22 protein-coding genes are annotated in these 17,975 nt (G+C 59.9%); 8 read left to right on the top strand and 14 right to left on the bottom strand.

Annotation, left to right across the window (positions count from 1 at the left end; all coding sequences use genetic code 11):
• Positions 1 to 71: 71 nt before the first annotated feature.
• Complete coding sequence (locus tag ACM6G4_RS13225; protein WP_056720887.1) at positions 72 to 1,631, bottom strand: AmpG family muropeptide MFS transporter; 1,560 nt, start codon at positions 1,629 to 1,631, stop codon at positions 72 to 74.
• Between the two features lie 44 nt (positions 1,632 to 1,675).
• On the bottom strand, positions 1,676 to 2,029 hold the full coding sequence (locus ACM6G4_RS13220; protein ID WP_056720885.1) for an MGMT family protein: 354 nt from the start codon (positions 2,027 to 2,029) through the stop codon (positions 1,676 to 1,678).
• A 163-nt stretch (positions 2,030 to 2,192) separates the two neighbouring features.
• Here ACM6G4_RS13220 and ACM6G4_RS13215 point away from each other — a divergent pair, with 163 nt between their 5' ends.
• Positions 2,193 to 3,200 carry a DUF481 domain-containing protein gene (locus ACM6G4_RS13215; RefSeq protein WP_414913856.1) on the top strand — a complete coding sequence of 336 codons (1,008 nt, stop codon included), beginning with the start codon at positions 2,193 to 2,195 and terminating at the stop codon, positions 3,198 to 3,200.
• Between the two features lie 159 nt (positions 3,201 to 3,359).
• Here the strand turns inward: ACM6G4_RS13215 and ACM6G4_RS13210 are convergent, their stop codons facing one another.
• A complete protein-coding gene (locus ACM6G4_RS13210) occupies positions 3,360 to 3,569 on the bottom strand; it encodes a cold-shock protein (RefSeq protein ID WP_002554837.1) in 210 nt (69 codons plus the stop codon).
• Positions 3,570 to 3,922: 353 nt separating this feature from the next.
• Here ACM6G4_RS13210 and dcd point away from each other — a divergent pair, with 353 nt between their 5' ends.
• Both dcd and ACM6G4_RS13200 read left to right on the top strand, forming a co-directional pair.
• Complete coding sequence (gene dcd, locus ACM6G4_RS13205; protein WP_007940589.1) at positions 3,923 to 4,489, top strand: dCTP deaminase; 567 nt, start codon at positions 3,923 to 3,925, stop codon at positions 4,487 to 4,489.
• 107 nt (positions 4,490 to 4,596) lie between these two features.
• Complete coding sequence (locus ACM6G4_RS13200; RefSeq protein WP_033047523.1) at positions 4,597 to 4,806, top strand: hypothetical protein; 210 nt, start codon at positions 4,597 to 4,599, stop codon at positions 4,804 to 4,806.
• Between the two features lie 132 nt (positions 4,807 to 4,938).
• On the opposite strand, the gene ACM6G4_RS13195 is transcribed toward ACM6G4_RS13200, so the two are convergent.
• The 6 genes from ACM6G4_RS13195 to ACM6G4_RS13170 all read right to left on the bottom strand — a co-directional run bounded on the left by ACM6G4_RS13195 (position 4,939) and on the right by ACM6G4_RS13170 (position 11,940).
• Positions 4,939 to 5,703, bottom strand: a complete 765-nt coding sequence (locus tag ACM6G4_RS13195; protein ID WP_095965070.1) for an ABC transporter ATP-binding protein — start codon at positions 5,701 to 5,703, stop codon at positions 4,939 to 4,941.
• A gap of 13 nt (positions 5,704 to 5,716) precedes the next feature.
• On the bottom strand, positions 5,717 to 6,835 hold the full coding sequence (locus ACM6G4_RS13190) for a succinylglutamate desuccinylase/aspartoacylase family protein (RefSeq protein ID WP_414913855.1): 1,119 nt from the start codon (positions 6,833 to 6,835) through the stop codon (positions 5,717 to 5,719).
• Positions 6,836 to 6,861: 26 nt separating this feature from the next.
• A complete protein-coding gene (locus tag ACM6G4_RS13185; RefSeq protein WP_056720877.1) occupies positions 6,862 to 7,572 on the bottom strand; it encodes an ABC transporter permease in 711 nt (236 codons plus the stop codon).
• Entirely contained in the window at positions 7,569 to 8,297 is a 729-nt protein-coding gene (locus ACM6G4_RS13180; RefSeq protein WP_056720874.1) for an ABC transporter permease, read from the bottom strand. Before ACM6G4_RS13180 ends, ACM6G4_RS13185 begins: the two co-directional genes overlap by 4 nt.
• 56 nt (positions 8,298 to 8,353) lie before the next feature.
• Positions 8,354 to 9,136 carry a transporter substrate-binding domain-containing protein gene (locus tag ACM6G4_RS13175; protein ID WP_056720873.1) on the bottom strand — a complete coding sequence of 261 codons (783 nt, stop codon included), beginning with the start codon at positions 9,134 to 9,136 and terminating at the stop codon, positions 8,354 to 8,356.
• Between the two features lie 353 nt (positions 9,137 to 9,489).
• Positions 9,490 to 11,940: a penicillin acylase family protein gene (locus tag ACM6G4_RS13170; RefSeq protein WP_414913854.1), complete on the bottom strand. Its 2,451-nt coding sequence runs from the start codon at positions 11,938 to 11,940 to the stop codon at positions 9,490 to 9,492.
• A gap of 186 nt (positions 11,941 to 12,126) precedes the next feature.
• On the opposite strand from ACM6G4_RS13170, the gene ACM6G4_RS13165 reads away from it, so the two are divergent.
• Positions 12,127 to 12,684: a cysteine hydrolase family protein gene (locus ACM6G4_RS13165; protein WP_056720869.1), complete on the top strand. Its 558-nt coding sequence runs from the start codon at positions 12,127 to 12,129 to the stop codon at positions 12,682 to 12,684.
• Between the two features lie 76 nt (positions 12,685 to 12,760).
• Here the strand turns inward: ACM6G4_RS13165 and ACM6G4_RS13160 are convergent, their stop codons facing one another.
• The 4 genes from ACM6G4_RS13160 to ACM6G4_RS13145 all read right to left on the bottom strand — a co-directional run bounded on the left by ACM6G4_RS13160 (position 12,761) and on the right by ACM6G4_RS13145 (position 14,535).
• Complete coding sequence (locus ACM6G4_RS13160; protein WP_159389530.1) at positions 12,761 to 12,979, bottom strand: SEC-C metal-binding domain-containing protein; 219 nt, start codon at positions 12,977 to 12,979, stop codon at positions 12,761 to 12,763.
• Positions 12,976 to 13,470: an LEA type 2 family protein gene (locus tag ACM6G4_RS13155; RefSeq protein WP_056720865.1), complete on the bottom strand. Its 495-nt coding sequence runs from the start codon at positions 13,468 to 13,470 to the stop codon at positions 12,976 to 12,978. Before ACM6G4_RS13155 ends, ACM6G4_RS13160 begins: the two co-directional genes overlap by 4 nt.
• Positions 13,471 to 13,556: 86 nt before the next feature.
• Entirely contained in the window at positions 13,557 to 14,033 is a 477-nt protein-coding gene (locus tag ACM6G4_RS13150) for a YchJ family protein (RefSeq protein WP_056720863.1), read from the bottom strand.
• A gap of 4 nt (positions 14,034 to 14,037) precedes the next feature.
• Positions 14,038 to 14,535 carry a DUF6231 family protein gene (locus ACM6G4_RS13145; RefSeq protein WP_414913853.1) on the bottom strand — a complete coding sequence of 166 codons (498 nt, stop codon included), beginning with the start codon at positions 14,533 to 14,535 and terminating at the stop codon, positions 14,038 to 14,040.
• 189 nt (positions 14,536 to 14,724) lie between these two features.
• Between ACM6G4_RS13145 and ACM6G4_RS13140 the strand changes: the two genes are divergently transcribed.
• The 4 genes from ACM6G4_RS13140 to ACM6G4_RS13125 all read left to right on the top strand — a co-directional run bounded on the left by ACM6G4_RS13140 (position 14,725) and on the right by ACM6G4_RS13125 (position 17,389).
• Positions 14,725 to 15,414, top strand: coding sequence for an OmpA family protein (locus ACM6G4_RS13140; protein WP_056720858.1), 690 nt, complete (start codon positions 14,725 to 14,727; stop codon positions 15,412 to 15,414).
• 89 nt (positions 15,415 to 15,503) lie between these two features.
• The gene (locus ACM6G4_RS13135; protein WP_056720855.1) at positions 15,504 to 16,211 is read left to right on the top strand and encodes an OmpA family protein; all 708 of its coding nucleotides are present in this window, start codon (positions 15,504 to 15,506) and stop codon (positions 16,209 to 16,211) included.
• 148 nt (positions 16,212 to 16,359) lie between these two features.
• Entirely contained in the window at positions 16,360 to 16,638 is a 279-nt protein-coding gene (locus tag ACM6G4_RS13130; RefSeq protein WP_056720853.1) for a DUF1145 domain-containing protein, read from the top strand.
• On the top strand, positions 16,631 to 17,389 hold the full coding sequence (locus ACM6G4_RS13125; RefSeq protein WP_414913852.1) for a collagen-like protein: 759 nt from the start codon (positions 16,631 to 16,633) through the stop codon (positions 17,387 to 17,389). Before ACM6G4_RS13130 ends, ACM6G4_RS13125 begins: the two co-directional genes overlap by 8 nt.
• A gap of 63 nt (positions 17,390 to 17,452) precedes the next feature.
• Here the strand turns inward: ACM6G4_RS13125 and ACM6G4_RS13120 are convergent, their stop codons facing one another.
• On the bottom strand, positions 17,453 to 17,917 hold the full coding sequence (locus ACM6G4_RS13120; RefSeq protein WP_056720849.1) for a CopD family protein: 465 nt from the start codon (positions 17,915 to 17,917) through the stop codon (positions 17,453 to 17,455).
• Positions 17,918 to 17,975 lie beyond the last annotated feature (58 nt).

Below are 17,975 nucleotides of genomic sequence, written 5' to 3'. Positions count from 1 at the left end.
GGCGTGCGGTCGGCGGTGTGGCAGGAGGGCGCGATTCACTCGGCCCTCCGCGATTTTTCCTGCGTAAGGGGCTACGACTCTTCGGCGACCGGGGTCTGCATCGGTTCCGGCGTCGGTGTCGGGCCTTCACGGCGGTTCTCCTGGAACCAGTGCAAGGCGATCAACAGCAGGGTCGGGACGCCTAGCAGGGCGGTGATCAGGAAGAAGTTGTGGTAACCGAATTTTTCCACCATGACCCCGGAGTAGCCGCCGATCAGGCGTGGCAGCAACAGCATGATCGAGCTGAGCAGGGCGTATTGGGTGGCGGAGAACTTGAGGTTGGTCAGGCTCGACAGGTAGGCGACGAACGCCGAGGTCGCCAGGCCCGAGCTGAAGTTGTCCAGGGAGATGGTCAGCACCAGCATGTTCAGGTTGGGGCCCATGTCGGCGAGCATCAGGAACAGGATGTTGGTCGCCGCGGATGCGACACCGCCGATGAACAGGATCGGCAGGATGCCGAAACGCACGATCAACAGGCCGCCCATGCCGGCACCGACCAGGGTCATGATCAGGCCGAAGATTTTACTGACGCTGGCGATCTGGTCCTTGGTGAAACCCTGGTCGATATAGAACACGTTGGCCATCACGCCCATGACCGTATCGGACATCCGATAGGTGGCGATCAAGCCGAGCAGCAGCAGCGCTTGCCAGCGGTATCGCAGGATGAAGTCGTTGACCGGTGTCAACACGGGCGCCAGGCCACGACGGCCCATGGCCGAGAGGCACAGGGCGGTGAGGGTGGTGTAGAGGATTGCGCGCAGGAAGGCGCGGTCCTCCAGCAACAGGTCGAGCAGGCTCACGCCCTGGAACAACACGCTGGCGAAGTCGGTGTTGTAAAGCTGGGTGAACATGGCTGGCACCGAAACCAGCAGCACGATCAGCACAAAGACCGATGCCAATTGATGCGCGAAGCTGTAACGACCGGCCTGCAGTTGTGTGCGCAATGGCACCGGCGGTTCGCGCATGAACAGGCTGGTCAGCAGTGCCGGAACCATCAGGGCACCGAACAGGATGTAAGTGCCGGCCCAGGCCGAGTGCTTGTAGTTGAAGCCGGTGGAGCCAAAGCCTTCGGCGAAGTAGAGCGCGCCTGCGGTAGCCAGCAGCGCAGCGACCCGGTAACCGGACATGTAGCTGGCGGCGAGTGCGGCCTGGCGGTTGTCTTCGGCGATTTCCAGGCGGTAGGCGTCGACCGCGATGTCCTGGGTCGCTGATGCGAAAGCGACGACGACGGCAATGGCGATCAGCCACGACAAATGCTTTTGCGGGTCGCAGAAACCCATCCCGATCAGGCCGAGGATGACCAGTGCCTGAGACAGCACGAGCCAGGATCGTCGTCGACCGAGTTTGCCGAGCAATGGCAGTCGCCATTGGTCGAGCAGGGGTGACCAGACCCATTTGAAGGCATACGCCAGGCCGATCAGGCTTGCATAGCCAATGGTTTCACGCGCCACGCCAGCTTCACGCAGCCAGACTGAAAGTGTCGAAAACACCAGCATGTAGGGCAAGCCGGCGGCGAAACCAAGCAGCAACAGCACGAGTGTCGAGGGGCTGGCATAAGCGGCGAGCGCGGCGCGCCAGGTTTTACGGGGCATGGGCTGGAGTCTGCCTCAAGAAATACGGAAACAAAGCGCGCACTCTAACCGCTGTGCTCTACCGGACGCCAGCCATGGCGCTGAATATCAACACGATTGTTCTGGATACTGATGCCCTCCATGCGTAATCGTGCGCGCTGCTCATCACCCGAAGGACTGCCCGCTGGCAGGCTGATACGCCCGTTTGCACCGAGAACACGGTGCCAGGGCAGCTTGCTGTCGCCGGGCAGTTGACTGAGGGTGCGACCGACCCAGCGGGCGGCGCGACCCAGTCCTGCAAGCTCGGCCAGTTGGCCATAGCTGACGACTTTGCCCTTGGGTACTTGGGCCAGTGTCAGATACAGCGCCGTGCGTCGGATTTGCGCTGCACTCTCGGGGTCTTCGGTTGGATCGGTCACGTCCGTCAGTCCTCGGGGAGATTGCTTTACCCTCTGTAGAGTAATTCCTGCGCAGGAAGTTGAGAAATGAACTCAACAGAAATAGTCGGGTCAGTCCTTGTCATAGCCTTGTTCCTACGGATAATGCCGACTTTTCTCGCAAGCCTGAGCCTGTATTTTGTTTATGTTGTCCAGATCCCTGCTGTGTCTCGCCGTCCTTGGCGCATCCTCTCCCTTGCTCGCCGATACCGTGTGGTTGAAGAACGGTGACAAGCTGAGCGGCAAGATCACGCTGTTCGATGGCGGCAAGCTGCTGATCCAGACCGAGTACGCCGGTGCGGTGACGATCGACTGGAAACAGGTCAAGACCCTGGACAGCGATCAGGAGTTGCTGGTCAAGCAGGATGCCTACACTGGCGAGAAGGCCAAGTCGCTGATAGCGGCGGACGCCGGCAAGGTCACGCTGGCCAACGGCGATACACCAAAGACGGTCGAACTGGCAAGCATTCAGCAGATTCTCAAGCCAAAACCGGTGGTCGAGGATCTGGTGTGGAAAGGCAACGTCGATGTCGCGCTGGATTATCAACGGGCGGAAAACGACACCGATGACTACGACATCGATTTCAAGACCAGTGCGCGACACGGTCGCTGGCGGCACACCGCTGAAGGTGAATACAACCGTGAGTTCCAGGACGACGTGGTGACCACGGACAACTGGCGGGCCGAGTACTCCATCGACCGATTCCTGACCGAGCAATGGTTCTGGCAGGGACGTCTGGTCTACAAGCGCGACAAGGTCGAGGATCTTTCCCGGCAGCGCACGGTCGGTACCGGTCCCGGCTATCAGTTCTGGGATAACGAACTCGGAGCATTCTCCCTGGGCTCGCTGGTCAACCGCACGGATTATGAATTTTCCGATGGCAGCAATGAAAATTTCTACGCCCTGGCCATGACGTGGGACTACAACCGCTATCTGGTTGGCAAGCGTGTCGAGTTCTTTACCAATGGCGAGGTTGGCAAACCGCTGTCGGATGTAGCCGACTACGCACTCGATGCCGAGATGGGGTTGCGCTACAAGGTGACTGACTGGGCTTCGCTGAACCTGAAGGCGGAGCGCGACATCATCAGCGGCACCGACGATTCGGATCTGGACAAGACACGCTACACCGCAGGGTTTGGCGTGACCTGGTAGGACGCTAAAAGATCGCAGCCTGCGGCAGCTCCTACAGGGGAGTTATGTTCACCCTGTAGGAGCTGCCGCAGGCTGCGATGTTTTTTACCTATGAAAAACACATAGGCACAAAAAAGCCCCGCTGTTGAGGGCGGGGCTTTTTACTAAAGCAAGTACAAGTTAGATAACTTGAACTTCTTCAGCTTGCATGCCTTTCTGACCGCGGGTAGCGATGAAAGAAACCTGTTGGCCTTCTTTCAGGCTTTTGAAGCCGTCGGATTGGATAGCTTTGAAGTGAACGAACAGGTCGTCACCGGATTGTGGAGTGATGAAGCCGAAGCCTTTTTCATCGTTGAACCACTTAACGGTACCGGTTTGGCGATTAGACATGGTGTAACTCCTTGAACAAAGATAACTGCGACTCAGGAAGAACCCTGGCCGAGACTGAGTGCAAAGAGCAGGAAAAATTCTTGTAGATGGTTGGATCGAAATTCAACATATCGTGTAGAGATTCTCAGTGACACAAGCAGCACAGTGACGCCACCTTAACCCTTTTTCCGGGACGTGCCAATGCTTCTTGCACAGGTTTCTCTGTTTTAAGGATCGGCGGTGTGACGGTTCGTCGCCAGAGCCCGTAATTCCTGCCTGTTCGGCGAGAATTGCACCGCGGACTTTGAACCCGGCGGCGCGCCCGGTAAGATGCCGGACAGAATTTTTCGACCTCGCTATTCAGGACACCCGCCATGAGCATCAAATCGGACAAGTGGATTCGCCGCATGGCGCAGGAACACGGCATGATCGAGCCTTTCGTCGAGCGCCAGATGCGCGGCAGCGACGATAGCCGTGTGATCTCCTACGGCGTGTCGAGCTACGGCTACGATGTGCGTTGCACCAATCATTTCAAGGTGTTCACCAACATCAATTCGGCCATCGTCGACCCGAAGAACTTCGACGCCGGCAGCTTCGTCGATATCCATAGCGACGTGTGCATCATTCCGCCCAACTCGTTCGCCCTGGCCAGCACCGTCGAATATTTCCGCATTCCGCGCAACGTTTTGACCATTTGCCTGGGTAAAAGCACCTACGCGCGCTGCGGCATCATCGTCAACGTCACGCCGCTCGAGCCTGAGTGGGAAGGCCATGTGACCCTGGAGTTCTCCAACACCACCAATCTGCCGGCGAAAATCTACGCGAACGAAGGCGTGGCGCAGATGCTGTTCCTTGAGTCTGACGAAGAGTGTGAAGTGTCCTACAAGGACCGTGGCGGCAAGTATCAGGGCCAGCGTGGCGTGACCCTGCCGCGCACCTGAGTCAACCGTCTGACAAATGTCGGGAATTCCTGAGCGGGCGTACACTCTATGGGGTGTACTGTTCCGATCCGCGCAAGGCGGGTCGGGCCATCGCTCAGGAGTGCCGAATGAAGATCGATCCGCGAATCAGTGCCGAACTGGCAAGGCTTGAACCCAATCAGGTTGGCGTTCTGGCCTGGTCCTTGTTGGCGCACCCGCCCGTCAGCATGGCAGGGGGTATTCCCGGCCAGCCTGATCCTGATACCCCGAATGAGCAGCCTAACGAACCGGGTGAACCTACGCTGCCGGATGAGCCGCCGCCTGCGCCTGTCGCCTGATTCTCAGTTATTACAGATCAAAAAAATGTGGGAGCGAGCCTGCTCGCGATAGCGGTCGATCAGTCAACTTCAATGCTGGCTGTACCGGCGCTATCGCGAGCAGGCTCGCTCCCACAGGTTTTGCTGTAGTCGTTACTTCAGGTTGCCACTCAGGAACTGCTTCAACCGCTCGCTTTTCGGATTGCCCAGCACGTCTTCCGGCGCGCCTTCTTCCTCCACCAGGCCCTGGTGCAGAAACAACACCTGGCTCGACACTTTGCGGGCGAAGCTCATTTCGTGGGTCACCATGATCATGGTCCGGCCTTCTTCGGCCAGGCCCTGGATCACCTTGAGCACTTCACCTACCAGTTCCGGGTCCAGCGCCGAAGTCGGCTCGTCGAACAACATGACCTCGGGCTCCATGGCCAGTGCGCGGGCAATCGCTACCCGTTGTTGCTGACCGCCGGACAGGAAGGCCGGGTATTGGTCAGCCACACGGGAAGCCAGCCCCACCTTGTCGAGGTAGCGCCGGGCGCGATCCTCGGCTTCTTTCCTGTCGCAGCCCAGCACCCGGCGCGGCGCCATGGTGATGTTTTCCAGCACCGTCATGTGGCTCCACAGGTTGAAATGCTGGAACACCATGGCCAGGCGGGTGCGAATCCGCTGCAGCTCATCGGCGTCGGCCACGTGCATGCCGTGGCGATCCTTGATCATGCGGATGTTCTGCCCGTCGAGGCTCATGGCGCCGTCATTGGGTTGTTCCAGGAAGTTGATGCAGCGCAGAAAGGTACTTTTACCCGAGCCGCTGGCGCCGATCAGGCTGATGACGTCGCCGGTCTTGGCCTTGAGCGAAACACCTTTGAGGACTTCATGGTCGCCGTAGCTTTTATGCAGGCCTTCGATGGTCAGTTTGTACATGGGGCGTGCATCCTCAAGGCGAAAGTAGATAGCCGCTGCGATAGGCTTCGGTGCCCGCGACGTGGGCGATCACCATGCCGGCAGTGGCCATGCGGCGCAGCGAACGGGCATACATCAGCCCGGCTGTGGCGCAATGAACGGGAGTGACCAGATCGTTGACCGGATCAATGATCTCGGCGATCAGTTGCCCGGCTTCCAGGTACTGGCCCGGTAGCGCGCTGAACACCAGCAGGCCGCCGACGGGCGTGGCCACCGGTTCTACACCGGCCAGCGGTGTCGCCGGATAGGGCAGGTCGGGCAGGGGCGCGGGTTCGCCGGCGATCGCGCCGAAATGGATCAGGTAGTCGATCAGTGCCTGGCAGTCGCGGTTGGCCAACGGGTGATTGACGTCGCCCTGGCCGCGCAGTTCGACGGTCACTGAAAAGCTGCCCGGCGGAATGTCGAAGTGCTCGCCGAAGCGTTCCTTCAACTGCCACCAGAGCAGGGTGAAGCATTCGTCGAACGACTGACCACCGGAATCGGTTGCCAGCAGGCTGGCTTGGGCGCCGATGTAGCGGGCCAGCGGCTCGACCCGCGGCCAGGCATCCGGCGTGGTGTAGAGGTGAGCGACCGCTTCGAAATCGCAATGCAGGTCGAGCACCATGTCGGCGTCGCAGGCCAGTCGTTGCAGGGTCAGGCGCTGGGATTGCAATTGGGTGCCGGCGGTCTGCCGGGCCAGCGCATCGCGCAGGTTGCTGCGGATCAGTTGCAGGTTGTGCTGCGGATCGTCACTGAGCTTGCCTTCGATCGCGTTGCCGACTTCCTCACTGAGGTCGACGAACCAGCGGTTGAAGTTCTGGCCGCTTTCCAGTTCGTAGCGACCCAGCGGCACATCCATCAGTACCTGTTCCAGGCCCACCGGGTTGGCGATGGGCACCAGCACGATTTCGCTGCGCAGGCGACCGGCGGCTTCCAGTTCCGCCAGGCGTTGCTTGAGGTGCCAGGCCACCAGCATGCCGGGCATTTCGTCGGCGTGCAGGGAGGCCTGGATGTAGATCTTGCCGTTGGCCGGTTGGGGGCCGAAGTGAAAACTGTGGATTTGTCGTGCGGTCCCGGGCAGCGGGGCCAGCAGGTCATGTTTCTGGTGGCGCATCTGTTTTTCCTGAAACTGGTTGAGTCCTAGTGGGTCGGCCCGAGGAAGGCCAGCCATCGGCGTTCGGCAAGGCGGAACAGGCCGACCAGCGCAAAAGTGACGGTCAGGTAGATCAGCGCGGCGATGCCGAACGACTGGAAGGTCAGGAAAGTCGCCGAGTTGGCGTCCCGCGCGACTTTCAGGATGTCCGGGATGGTCGCGGTGAAGGCCACGGTGGTCGAGTGCAGCATCAGGATCACTTCGTTGCTGTAGTACGGCAACGAGCGACGCAAGGCCGACGGCATGATCACGTAGGCATACAGCTTCCAGCCGGTCAGGCCGTAAGCCTTGGCCGCTTCGACTTCGCCGTGGTTCATGCTGCGAATGGCCCCGGCGAAAATCTCCGTGGTGTAGGCGCAGGTGTTCAGGGCGAACGCCAGGATCGTGCAGTTCATCGCATCGCGAAAGAATGCGTCCAGTACGGGCTGGGCCCGAATGGCGGCCAGGCTATAGATCCCCGTGTAGCAGATCAGCAACTGGATATAGAGCGGCGTGCCGCGGAACAGGTAGGTATAGAACTGCACCGGCCAACGGATGTAGATGCGCGGCGATACACGGGCGATGGACAGCGGGATCGACACGATAAAACCGAAGAAGATCGAAGCGCTGAGCAGCCACATCGTCATGGCCAGGCCGGTGATGTTGTTGCCGTCGCTATAGAGGAAGGGTTTCCAGTATTCCTGCAGAAGTTCGATCATCGTACGGCCTCCCGGGTACCGGCGGAGTAACGACGTTCGAGCCAGCGCAGAATGAAGTTGGATGCGCTGGTGATCAGCAGGTAGATCAGCGCGGCAAGCACCAGGAAGTAAAACAGCTGATAGGTGCTTTTACCGGCGTCCTGGGCAGCCTTGACCAGATCGGCGAGGCCGATGATCGACACCAGGGCCGTGGCCTTGAGCATCACCATCCAGTTATTGCCGATACCCGGCAGGGCATAACGCATCATCTGCGGGAACACCACGATCCAGAAACGCTGGCCGCGCTTGAGGCCATAGGCGGTGGCCGCTTCGACCTGACCCCGTGGGACGGCGAGAATCGCGCCACGGAAGGTTTCAGTGAAATACGCACCATAGATGAAGCCCAGGGTGATGACCCCGGCACTGAACGGATTGATCTCGATGTATTCCCATTCCATGTAATCGGTAAAAGAGGTCAGCCAGGTTTGCAGGCTGTAGAAGATCAACAGCATCAGGACCAGGTCCGGAACGCCGCGAATGAGTGTGGTGTAGAGTTGGGCAGGCACGCGCATCAGTTTGACTTTTGACAGCTTGGCACTGGCGCCGATCAGCCCGAGCAACACGGCTACCAACAGTGACAACGCCGACAACTTGATCGTCATCCAGGTGCCTTGCATCAGCAGCGGACCGAAGCCCTTGAGGCTGAAGGCAGAGAGCCCCAGATTTTCTAATAGGTTTTCGAACATAAATCAGCAACCTGATCGGATGAAAAAAGCGCCCATCGAAAGATGGGCGCCGGGCATTATTTGCCGCTGTACAGATTCAGATCGCCAAAGTGTTTCTTCTGAATGGTGGCGTAGGTGCCATCATCGTGTAACGCTTTGATACCTTTATCCAAAAGTGCTTTCAGCTCGGTGTTACCTTTCTTAATGCCGATGGCCGTTTTGGCTGGCAGCAAAGCGTTGTCGACCGGCTTGCTGACGTCGTAGTCGGCACCCTGTGGCGACTTCAGGAAGCCCAGTTCGGCTTGCAACATGTCCTGAATCCCTGCGTCGAGACGACCGGAAGTCAAGTCGGCGTAGACCTGGTCCTGATTGGCGTAGGCCTGGGTTTTCACGCCGGCCTTGTCCAGAACGGCTTTGGCATAGGCTTCCTGAATGGTGCCTTGTTCGTAGCCGACGGTCTTGCCCTTGAGCGAGGCGACGTCTTCGGTCACACCCGAACCTTTCTTGGACACGTAGGCGGTTGGGCCGGAGAACAGTTCGCTGGAGAAGTCGATGACTTTTTCACGGGCTTCGGTAACGGTCATCGACGAGATCACACCGTCGAATTTATTGGCTTTCAGGCCCGGGATCATACCGTCGAAGTCACTTTCGACCCATTTGCACTTGACCTTCAGCTCGGCGCAGATCGCGTTGCCCAGATCAATGTCAAAGCCTACCAGGCTGCCATCGGCCGCTTTCGATTCGAACGGTGCGTAGGAAGGGTCAACGCCGAAACGCAGTTCTTTGTACTCCTTCGCCATGGCGGAGCCGGCAGCCATGCACAACGCCAGTGCAGAAAGGGTCAGCAATGCTTTTTTCATTATTCAATCCCTAAAAACCAATATGAGCGCTTGTGGCGCAGAATTATTGTTACTGGAAAGCGTAAGACCTGTTGAAAGTAGCAATTTCCGAACCAGAGTGCCGAACAAGCGTTTTAAAAGGTGCTTGGAAATGGCCGGAGACAGATTTATGCACGAAAACGGGCGCAGGGAAATGGGTGCACCAAATCATCTCGCCACAAAAAACGGTTTGACTGAGCAGGGGCACCAGGCTCTCCACCGGGTGACACGACTCATCCTCGCGTCAGCGCAACGGCGATAGCGGTCTGACATTCAACCTCAATGTGAATGTCAGACCGCTATCGCGAGCAAGCTCGCACAACTAAAGGGCGCGGTTACTTTCCTGGGGTCAGCGTCAACCGCGCCTTGCCGTAGGCGTTGTCGAAGTTCTGCGGCTGCATCGGCAGGCTCATGTACTGGCCCTTGAGCCACGGCTCGATGCTGTTGAGGTAGTTCGGGCTGGCCGGGTTGCCGGACTGACCGGTGCCGTTCTGCGCCATCAGCGGTTCGGACTGGCCGAAGTCGACGATAAAGCGCATGGCTGGCGCTAGCGTGGTGTTGAAGTCCTGCCCCCAGGCGAAGGCGGCGGTGTTGAGCGTGGTGTGATCGCCACCGGCCGGCAGCGGTCCGCGTACGGTCTGGCCGCTGCTGTTTTTCCATTCATAGCGATGCAGTTTGCCCCACTGCCAGGCTCTGTGATCGCCGCCCAACTGGCTGTCGCCTGTGCTGATCGCGGCGGCGAGGCTGCGAGCGAGGATCGCCGGCTTGTCTTCTTTCTGCGCGGTGCGCACGTCATCCCAGAACGGGCTGTCCTCACGCCCGAGCAAGTGATCGGCCTGGGCCGCGAAGGACAACTTGCCGTCGGCGACAAAGGCTTTCCACGCCGAGCTGGTTTCCGGGCCCAGTTCGTCGAGGAAGATCTGCCGCGTGCTTTCCTGCAGGAACAATTCGTAGATCGCCGCATCGGTGGAGCTCGGGCTGAGCTTGCCATCGAACGCCATCAAGCGGCTGTAGGCTTCATGTGCCTTGGTGCGATCGGCCGGCGGCAAGGCGTCCATGGCTTGTTTGAGTGGCTGGGCCATGCCCGGCGCTTCGAACACTTTCTTCAGCTTGGCAGCGAAGGTAGTGGTCTGGTCGTATTGCATGGCGATCAGGCTGCGGCTGTCGTGCTTGCCGGCGCCGGCCAGTTCGGCCAGGCGCTCGCCGCGCTCCGGAGCGGCCCAGGAATTGGACAACTGCATGCCGTAGCCATGGGGAATGACTCGCTGATTGGCGGTGCCGAGCCAGCCCTGGGCCGGGTCCTGGTCGTACGGGTGCAGCATCGGGTCGGCATAACCGTCCCAATCGTATCGTCCTTCCCAGCCCGGCGAAGGCAGCAGGCCTTCGCCTTCGCGGCGGTTCGGGTAACGGCCAGTGACTTGCCAGCCGATGTGACTGGCGTCGGCGAACACCAGGTTCAGCGCAATGGCGCGGATTTCGCGGCTGGCATCCGAGGCTTTCTCGACACTCTGGGCGCGGGACAGGTCGAAGAACGCGTCCAGGGTTCTGTCGTCGGTGAAGTTCGGCGTCTGCAAGGCCAGGCCGAAACCATTGGCCAGCGTGGTGCCCTGGGCGCTGTTGAGCAGCGGGCCATGGCGGGTTTCGTACACCGCTTCGCGAATCGACCGCTGGCCTTTGACGAAATAGGTTTCGTTGCGCATGATCGCCGGCTGCCATTTCCCGGCGTTTTCGTAGGTAAGCCCGTTGCCCTGGCGCTTGATTTTCTCCAGGAACAGGTCCTGGTTGTCGCCCATCACGGACGTCATGCTCCACGCCACTTTACCGTTGAAACCGCCAAGCACCATCGGCAGCCCCGCGATGGTCACGCCGGACGCCTGATACTTCGGCGCGCGAATCTGCACGTAACTGAACAGCGAAGGCACGCCCAGCGGGCCGTGAGTGTCACTGGCCAGCAGGCTCTTGCCGCTGCGACTGCGTTGCGCGGCGATGGCCCAGTTGTTCGACGAGGTGGCGCCCAGCAGGTTGAGGTCCGATAGTTGTCCGGTGGCTTTGCTGAGTTCAGCCAGCCCCGGTACTTGCCCGTTGAGCTTGAGGCCTTGCAGTTTTTCGCTTTCGGCGACCGGCAGTTTTTCGTCGGGAGCCGACGGCGTCAGCCACGCCAGTTTGTCGGTGGTGACGGTCTGGGCCAGTACCAGCGAGGAAACTTCTTCCGGCAGGTTGGTCGACTGGCTGAAGTTCAGCAGGCAGAAAATCAGCGCCGAATCCTCCGGCTGCCAGTATTCAGGCTTGTAGCCGGTGGCCGCCAGATCCGCCGGCAGTTTGTCGCGGTAGCGGAACAGGTAGGCGTTGACCCCGCGCGCATAGACTTCGAAGAAACGCTTGAGGCGCGGCGAAGAAGCCTTGTACAGCTCGCCAGCACTTTTCTTCAGGTTGACCGCCCGCATGTAGCGGTCGGCATCCAGCAGGTCGGCGCCGTGCATCTCGGCCAAACGGCCCTGGGCCAGCAGGCGCAGGGTGACCATCTGGGTGATGCGGTCGCTGGCATGCACGTAACCGAGAGTGAACAGCGCGTCGTGGAAGCTGTTGCTTTCGATCAGCGGCATGCCCATGGCATTGCGGCGCACCGAAACGCTCTGCGCCAGGCCTTTGAGTGGTTGTACGCCGGAGGTTGGCGGGAGGGTGTCCTGGGCGTTGAAGTTCTGACAACCGGTCAGGCTCAACACACCGGCCACTGCAGCGGCAACGCCGAACCGGGGTAGAAAATGAGTAAGGGCTGGCGAGGCCATGGCAAAGCTCCTGCGGGGGTGGTGGCGCAATAAAGGCGCTACGTTAGTGAGCAGGCGATGGCCGCGCAAGCGGGGTAAGAGGTTATTTCAGGATTTGTCAAAGATCGCAGCCTCAACAGTGGCTTGCCAGCCGTAACTGGTGATATTGAAGTGCGACACGCTCAACAATCCAGGAAGACAGTCGGCATGGAGCTCAAGGCAAACGCGGCACTGATCATCATCGATCAACAAAAAGGCATCCTGCATCCAAGGCTCGGTCGCAGGAATAATCCGGAGGCCGAAGCGCGCATGCTGGAAATGCTCGGCCATTGGCGGCGTACCGCCCGGCCGGTGATCCATGTGCAACACCTGTCCCGCTCGGAGGACTCGGTATTCTGGCCACTGCAGTCGGGGGTGGAGTTTCAGCAACGGTTTGAGCCAATGGCCGGTGAACGCTTGATCCAGAAGCAGGTGCCGGATGCGTTCTGTTCGACCGGGCTGGAGGCGCAGTTGCGCGAGGCGGGGATCGGGCAGTTGATCATCGTCGGTGTCGCAACCCACAACTCGGTGGAGTCCACGGCGCGTACCGCGGGCAACCTGGGGTTTGATACTTGGGTGGCCGAGGATGCGTGCTTTACCTTCGACAAGGCTGATTTCTTCGGCCATGCCCATAGCGCCGAAGAGGTGCATGGGATGTCGCTGGGGAATTTGCACGGTGAGTATGCGACGGTGGTCAGCAGTGCACAGATTCTGTCAGCCGACTAAGCACCTGTAGGAGCAAGCTCGCTCCCACAGGAGAGGATGGCGATTCAACAGGCGAAGCAAGTCTTCGCCAGAAGCATCAAGCGCCGTGGCACTTCTTGAATTTCTTGCCGTTGCCGCATGGGCACGGATCGTTGCGGCCGACGTCTTTCAATGCGTTGCGCACCGGTTCCTGGTGAGCGTGGCCGCAGTTCGGACCGTGGACATGGCCGTGGTCGTGATCATGGTGGTGATGGTCATGATCATGATCATGATCGTGGTTGCAGTCAGGGCCGTGGACATGGGGTTGCTGGGTCATCGGTGTTGCTCCGGAATTAAATCGGCGGCGATTATCACGCCATTGCGCGCCAGGTGCACGTAGTGGGCGATGAATATACCGGTTTCCAGTTCACCTTCCAGACGATAGGGAATGGGCTGATCGGATTTTTTCAGCAGTTTGGCCATTTCACGGACCTTGGACCACAGGTTGGTGCGGATCGGCACCTTGAAGTAAGCGCTGTGCCTGGGGCTGATGGTGAACCAGTGTTCGTACTCGCCATCGGCCAGCAGTATGTCACCCAGATGAACGCGGTACTCCAGGCTGCGCACCGTCAGGTCGCTGTCGTTGGGGTTGTCGATGCGAAAATGCAGGAGGAATTTCTGTTCCAGCATTTTGGCGCTGACCACCTCGATCTTCACCAGATGGACCTCGGGGTCCGGCAAGTCGTCGGCGAACCACGATGCACAGCCGCCGAGTCCCAGTGTCAGGAACAGCGTAAGCAGACAGCGTGCGCCGCGGCGGATGATCATCGTGGTGTTTCTCCCTTGAGCCCAGTCTAGACCCAAAAGATCGCAGCCTTCGGCCGCACTTGCGCGGTGGACAGTCATTGCTTGTCCTAGCTGCTGAAATACCCCGCACAACACTTCTTGAACTTCTGCCCACTCGTGCACGGGCAGGGGTCATTGCGCCCGAGTTTGAGTTGCACGGTGGGGTCGATGAAATACCAGCGCCCGGTGTTCTGTACGAACGATGAGCGCTCTCGATGACTGTGCTCGCCATTACTGTCGTGCCAGCGCGCGGTGAAGGTCACGAACGCGTGTTCAGGCTGGCCGCCCAGCACTTCGGAGCTTTCGACCTCAAGGCCCAGCCATGTGCTTTGCGCACTCCAGTCGCTGATCGATTGACGGTCCAGGCCGGCCTGTTGGGCGGGCAGGGTGGTGGCTACCAGATAGTCGACCAACCCCAGCACATAGGCGCTGTAGCGCGAGCGCATCAATGCTTCTGCGCACGGTGCCGGGTGTCCGGCATGATAGTGACCGCAGCAGGCGTCGAGCAGGGTGCCGCTGCCGCATGGGCAAATGGATGTACTCATTGCATTACCACCAGTATTTCCCGAAGTTTTCCGGATTGGCCCAGAAGCGCGAGTTGAGCCAGTCGGGGACTTGTTTGTATTCAAGCAGATCGTAGGTGAACAGGGTCAGCACCTGTTCGTCCCGTTGGAAGCGTTCGCTGGCTTGCAGGGCCAGGGAGAAAAAGTCCGTTTCCTGCCAGCCACAGGCCGGCAGGTCCGCCAGTACTGCGATGCGGCTGGCGTTGAGGTTGCGGATGCCGCCCAGCAGGTTCAGGCCGTCGCGCTTGGGCAAATGCTCCAGGCAATCGACTACCAGGGCCAGGTCGAAACGGCGGGCCGCCAGCTCGGCCGGCAGTGGCCCGGGGGCCGCGGAAGCGACACAGCTGTCCGGGTGAGCGAGTTTGAAAGCCTCCAGTGCCGGGAATTCGCTGGCGCCGATCAACAACAGGCGTGCGGGGGCATATCGGTCAAGTAACGCGGCCAGTGCCTGTTGTGGCGTGCGTGAAGAAATACCTGCAGTCATCGAAGATCCTCAATCAGATCTGCCAAGACTAGCCTGCCCTAACGTTCGGGCCTAGAGCACCCTGGCGACAAAAGCGCCAACCTGCCGTTAATACGCGAATAAACAGCATGGCCTATTGCTGGCGGAGTTTAAAACTCGGGTCTTTACTACCTGAATCGGTTCTAAGCCGATCCCTCAGGAGAAAACTAGATGAGCATAGTTCGGACAGCATTACCCTTGGTTCTGCTAACCAGTGTCTTGACTGGTTGCGCAGGTTTGCAGAAAACCGACTGGCCGACCTGTGCGGCAGTTGGTGGTGTCGTGGGGGCGGGCATCGGTGCGACCGAAAGCTCGGCATGGGCAGGGTATGGTGCTCTGCTCGTCGGCGGTACGGCAGCGGCTTATTGCTGGGTGCACGGTGATGGCGATGAAGACGGCGATGGCGTACCGGATAGTCGCGACAAGTGCCCAGGCACGCCAAAAGGCGTTCAGGTCGATGCCAACGGTTGCCCACCACCAGCGCCTGTGGTCGAAGAAGCGGTTGTGGTTCAGGAAGAAACCATCGTCATCCGCGATGTTCACTTCCAGTTTGACAAAGCCACGCTTACCTCGTCCGACAAACAGGTACTCGACAAGATTGCCACTCGCCTGAAAGCCGAAGCCCCTACCGCTCAACTGACCGTGACCGGCCATACCGACAGCGTGGGCAGTGACACCTACAACCAGAAACTGTCGGAAAAACGCGCCCACTCGGTGGTTGAATACCTCATCGAGCAAGGCGTACCTCGCAGCAACTTCGTGTCGGTTGTCGGTGCCGGTGAAAGCCAGCCGGTTGCTGACAACAAAACCGCTGACGGTCGTGCACAGAACCGTCGTACCGAAATCAAAATCCAGCGTTAAGTCCCCCTCGCATCCGCGCCTTGTGCAGTCGCGGATGCGGGTCTTTACTCCTGTGTAACCGGTATTGGCCGGACACAGGAGCTTTCAATATGATCGTTCTCACAAGGACCGTCTTGCCGGTTCTGCTACTTGGCAGCCTCTTGACCGGCTGCGCGACCCACAGCGATGGCACTGCCCCCCTCAATCAACGCACCTGGCCAATTTGCAGCCTCATCGGCGGCCTGGTCGGTGGTGGTCTGGGCGCAATCGAGAGCGGTGCCTGGGCCGCGGGCGGGGCAGCGCTGGGTATCTTGTCCGGCGGCTTGATCTGCTATGCCCAGGATGGCGACGAAGATGGAGACGGCGTTTTCGACCGACGCGACCGTTGCGCTGATACCCCTGCCAATACCCCGGTCGACCATCGGGGCTGCCCGGTGCCGCAATACCCGGACAGCGTCCAGGTCGAGCCTGCGCAATCCGAAGTCATTACTCTGAGCGATGTACTGTTTGTCTTCAATCAATCCGAGCTGACCCCGACAGCGAAGAGTCAACTGGATGCGTTGATGAGCAAGTTCGAGGATGCCGATGTGGTCAGCATCAAGGTGGTCGGCCATACCGACAGCGTCGGTTCGGATGCCTATAACCAGGCCTTGTCGGAGCGGCGTGCCAGCAGCGTGGCGGAATACCTGTTGAGCCAGGGCGTGGCGCCGAACAAAGTCACCAGCGAAGGCCGGGGTGAGAGCCAACCGATTGCCAGCAACGAAACCGAAGAAGGTCGTGCGAAAAACCGTCGCGTGGAACTGCATATAAACCGCTGAGCCAAGAGATAGAGCCGTCGGGCGACGGGTATGATCGCTACGACGGCCGTTTGGCGGCCTTCATGAAGATTTTTCCGTTGCCCTCTGGCTTATCCCGCGTGGAAGCCGTTACTGTGCGCGCAAACAATAATTCTCATCGGGGGCGCGTATGAACGTCATATGGGGACTGGGGCGGTTACTGACCTTGCTGTTCTGGGCGGTAGTGCTGGTCAATCTGCTCACACCGTTTGTCTTTCCGCTGCACCCGTTGGTCAACCTGGCCGGCGGCCTGTTGGGGTTCATCCATCTTCTGGAAGCGTTGCTGTGCTATCGCAGCCTTCGAGGTCGCGCCCATCCCTGGCTTGACCGCCTGAAGATCGTCATTTTCGGCGTATTCCACCTGCAAACCATTCCAGCTCCCAGCGCTTCGAAGGCTTCCCATGCGTAAACTCTGTCTGCTCGTCGCACTCATCAGCCCATTGGCCAGCGCACAGGTGGTGAGTGTCGAAACCAACTCGCTGATGCGCTTGCCCAACACCGCCAGCACCCTGCAACTGGAACGCCTGGTGGTGGCCGATTACGGCACCTTGCTGATTCCTTCGAACGTCACGGAAGTCACCGTGGGTGAATTGCATCTGGGGCGTGAAGCGCGCATTGCCATCGTGCCGGGGGAACAGGCGCTGGCGCTGAAGGTTCGTCGCGCTGATTTGTCCGAAGGCAGCCAGATCACCTCCCGTGGCTCACCCGGGACTTACCAGAAGGCCGCTCGATCCGGACGCAGCCTTGATTTGCAGATCAAGACACTGAACGCAGCGCAATTGAACGTTGATGCTCGCGGTGGTGCGGGCGCACCGGGGTTCATTGGCCTTGACGGGGCCAACGGCCAGGAACCGGGCTGCACCTGGGGGCAGGCGGGGCGCGGTGCCGATGGCAGTGATGGTAGCAATGGCCAGCCGGGAGCACCGGGGGCGCTGGTCGAGCTGGCAGTGCCGCACGACTTCCCGGCGGACCGGATCAAGGTCCAGGTGGCGGGCGGTGCCGGTGGCCTGGCCGGCCCTGGCGGCAAACCGGGCGCGGGTGGCAAGGCCAAGGGTTGCCTGATCTACAAGGCCGATGGCGGCAAGAGCGGTAAACCCGGGGCTGACGGGCAGCCCGGGCCGGAAGGGGCTGCGGGTTCGGTGACGGTTCAGCGCTTGTAAAACTTACCAGGCCCTCTGTGGCGAGAGGGCAATCCCCCCCCCTGCCACAACCGCCCGGCAGATTCAGAACATCGGCCGAGCCGCAGCAATCGCTACCAAGGCCAATCCCACCAACAGATTGATCCCCACCAACTTGCGGATCCGCCCCAGCACCGCTGCACCAACGGGCCAATCCTGCTCGGCCACGGCAGTGCGCAGCTCCGGCAGCATCAGCGCCTGAATCCGGATAAACAGCGCGGTCATCACCACATACAAGCCCATCATCACCTGCACATAACGTGGCGCAGTTTCAAAGCCACCGAAGTGCATGTGCAGCATGCCCACGCCGCTGACCGGCAACAGCACCACCGCCACCCAGACCCAGCGGAAAAATCCTTGAAACACTTCTACCCACAGCTTCAGCCGGGCAGGGCCTTCCAGTGCCGTCACCGCGGCGGGGCGCAGGACCATCCAGGCGAAAAACATGCCGCCGACCCAGACCAGGGCGGCCAGTACATGCAGGCTATAAATGAGGCTAAAAGGTGTCATTGGGTTACTCCGTTCTGCGCGGGATTCATTAGCGGGGTATGATAGCGACCAAACCGAA

This window comes from Pseudomonas sp. IT-P258 (assembly GCF_949767825.1).
GTDB classification, from domain to species: Bacteria; Pseudomonadota; Gammaproteobacteria; order Pseudomonadales; family Pseudomonadaceae; genus Aquipseudomonas; species Aquipseudomonas monachiensis.
The sequence above is the reverse complement of the archived record's forward strand: the minus strand, read 5'-3'. Positions and strand labels throughout refer to the sequence as shown.